The sequence below is a fragment of the Microbacterium sp. H6 genome (assembly GCF_003314775.1).
GTDB lineage: Bacteria > Actinomycetota > Actinomycetes > Actinomycetales > Microbacteriaceae > Microbacterium > Microbacterium oxydans.
This window is the reverse complement of record NZ_QOAY01000208.1, coordinates 1,186-3,627: the sequence shown is the minus strand read 5'-3', so window position 1 is coordinate 3,627 and position 2,442 is coordinate 1,186. Positions and strand designations below refer to the sequence as shown.

Sequence of the window (2,442 nt, the reverse complement as noted above, 5' to 3'; positions counted from 1 at the left end):
CGGAACCCCCGAGGTCTGGCTGCTCGGATCGAGCGACTACTCGGCCCAGCTCGCCGCATCCCACGGGCTGCCCTACGTCTTCGCCAACCACTTCTCGGGGCAGGGTCTCGAACGCGCGCTCGATCTCTACCGCACCGGGTACCGCCCCAGCGAAGAGCACCCTGAGCCGCGCACGTTCCTCTCCGTGAACGCGGTGGCGGCGCCGACCCAGGACGAGGCGGAGGCTCGCGCGCTGCCGCAGCTGCGGATGATGGCGCGCCTGCGGCTCAATCAACCCCTCGCCGCTCTCGAGACCGTCGAGCAAGCGATGTCCGCCGTCACCGACCCGGCGACCGACGAGGTCGTGCAGGCCGCCCGCTCTCGCTGGTTCGTCGGCACGGGTGAGAGCGTCGCGGCCGAGGTGCGTGCCTTCGCCGAGCGCCACGGCGTCGACGAGGTCATGCTCTCACCGGTCGCCGGTGCCTACGACGCCGAGCCGAAGGACGCCCCGACCGGACGAGCGCAGACTCTGGAGCTCATCGCCGCTGCGCTCTGAGCCGACAGTGACGGCCGCTTGTCAAGCCCTGGCCTTCCCCTGCGGGCAGGCGTAGCCTCGGCGGCAGAGAGAGGGGTTCGACGATGAGCACCACGAAGACACTCGCACTCTGGGTGGCCTACGGACGCAACGGCGTTGTGGGCAGCATCCGCCACGACGAGGACGGCTACACGGTCACGATGGTCGGGGCCGACGCGACGACGGGCACCTACCCGAGCCTCGCCTCGGCGAAGGGTGCGCTGCATTCGCACATGACGCCGGGGAGCGACTGGCCGCGCTTCCAGGAGCAATGAGCGGCTCGACGGCCTGACGGACCGGGAGAGTCAGGACTCCGGTTCGCCGGAGAGGATACCGCGGAGCCAATCGCGCGCCTCGACGAACACGTCGTCCGAGTAGCGGTCAGGGTACTGCACGATCTGACGGTCCGCCCGCGGGTACGACCCGAGGAACACGACGCGGGGACTGAACCGGCGGATGCCGAGCAGCGCATCGGCCATGCGCTCGTGCTCGATGTGGCCGTCGGCGTCGATCACGAACCGGTAGCGACCCAGCTCATCGCCGATGGGCCGAGACTCGATGAGCGACAGGTTGATGCCGCGGGTGGAGAACTGCTCGAGCATCTCCAGGAGCGATCCGGGGTGGTCGTGCGGAAGCTCGACGATCAGGGACGTCTTATCTGCACCGGTCGGTTCCGGTGAACGGGTGGTGCGGGTGACCAGCACGAAACGGGTCACCGCCTGCGCGTTGTCGCCGATGCCTTCCGCCAGCACATCGACGTCGTAGTGGTTCACGATGCCGGGAGCCGCGATGGCGGCCTGAGCGGGCAGCGTTCCGTCGAGGACGCCGATCGCGGAGGCGACGTTGCTCGAGGCCGGCACGTGCGAGTGCGACGGCAGGTGCGCGCCGAGCCAGCCGTGGCACTGCGCGTAGGCGACGGGATGCGCCGCGATGACCTCGACCTGGTCGAGCGTCGTGCCGCGCGGGGCGACCAGCACGAAGTTCACCCGCACCAGGTACTCGCCGATGATGCGCAGACCGGGGAGGGTCGCCAGAGCGTCCTGCGTGGTGGACACCCCGCCCTCGATCGAGTTCTCGATCGCGATCATCGCGGCGTCGCTGCGCCCCTCGAGCACGTCGGCGAGAGCCTCGCCCACGTTGTGCACGGGGCGCCAGTCCTGCCCGCGGGCCTCGGCCACCTGATCGAGCGCCGCCTCCGTGAAGGTGCCGGCGGGGCCGAGATAGCTGTAGGTGCGGCGTTCAGTCACGGGTTTCACCTTATCCCTCGGTGACGGCGCCGCTCCCCCGCGTGACTTCCCCTCCCGTCGCAATGTTCCACCTTCGTCGGCGGTTCTGGCTGTCATATCGCGACGAGAACGGCGAGGCGGGAGAGGAAGAGGGCCTCTTCCGGATGCGATCACGCCGAACAGGGGGCAGACTGAGAGGATGACGAGCCGTGCCGGCCTCCCCGCGGAGGAAAGTGACCTGATCGACGTCGACGAACTGATCGCCGCCTACTACGACCGCACGCCAAACCCGGAGGTGGCCGCAGAGCGCGTCGTGTTCGGCACCAGCGGCCATCGCGGATCGTCGCTGTCGAACAGCTTCAACGAGAACCACATCCTCGCCACGACGCAGGCGATCGTCGACTACCGCGACGCGCAGGGGATCACCGGTCCGCTGTTCCTCGGACGCGACACGCACGCGCTGTCGCTCCCCGCCGAGCGCAGCGCGATCGAGGTGCTGCTCGCGAACGGCATCGACGTGCGCGTCGACTCCCGCGACTCGTGGGTGCCGACTCCGGCCCTCAGCCACGCGATCCTCACCTACAACCGCGGCAAGGCGGCAGACGACCCCGGTCGCGCCGACGGCATCGTCGTCACCCCCTCGCACAACCCTCCGCGCGACGG

General features: G+C 69.5%; 3 protein-coding genes and 1 pseudogene. 3 read left to right on the top strand and 1 reads right to left on the bottom strand.

Annotated elements, in window-relative coordinates; translation table 11 throughout:
* Both DSP71_RS23900 and DSP71_RS13975 read left to right on the top strand, forming a co-directional pair.
* Nucleotides 1-535 (top strand): LLM class flavin-dependent oxidoreductase (locus tag DSP71_RS23900; protein WP_258546447.1); only part of this gene is annotated, 535 nt, incomplete at its 5' end.
* A gap of 83 nt (nt 536-618) precedes the next feature.
* Complete coding sequence (locus tag DSP71_RS13975; protein ID WP_113681398.1) at nt 619-828, top strand: methyltransferase; 210 nt, start codon at nt 619-621, stop codon at nt 826-828.
* A gap of 30 nt (nt 829-858) precedes the next feature.
* Here DSP71_RS13975 and pheA read toward each other — a convergent pair whose 3' ends face one another.
* Nucleotides 859-1,809 carry a prephenate dehydratase gene (gene pheA / locus DSP71_RS13970; protein WP_045264466.1) on the bottom strand — a complete coding sequence of 317 codons (951 nt, stop codon included), beginning with the start codon at nt 1,807-1,809 and terminating at the stop codon, nt 859-861.
* A 169-nt stretch (nt 1,810-1,978) separates the two neighbouring features.
* Here pheA and DSP71_RS23895 point away from each other — a divergent pair.
* Nucleotides 1,979-2,442: pseudogene (locus DSP71_RS23895) on the top strand (phosphoglucomutase, alpha-D-glucose phosphate-specific); the annotation flags it as partial.

What these genes read in the sequence shown, in the direction of transcription:
- DSP71_RS13975 (WP_113681398.1), top strand. Translation starts at nt 619, where the DNA reads ATGAGCACCACGAAGACACTCGCACTCTGGGTGGCCTACGGACGCAAC.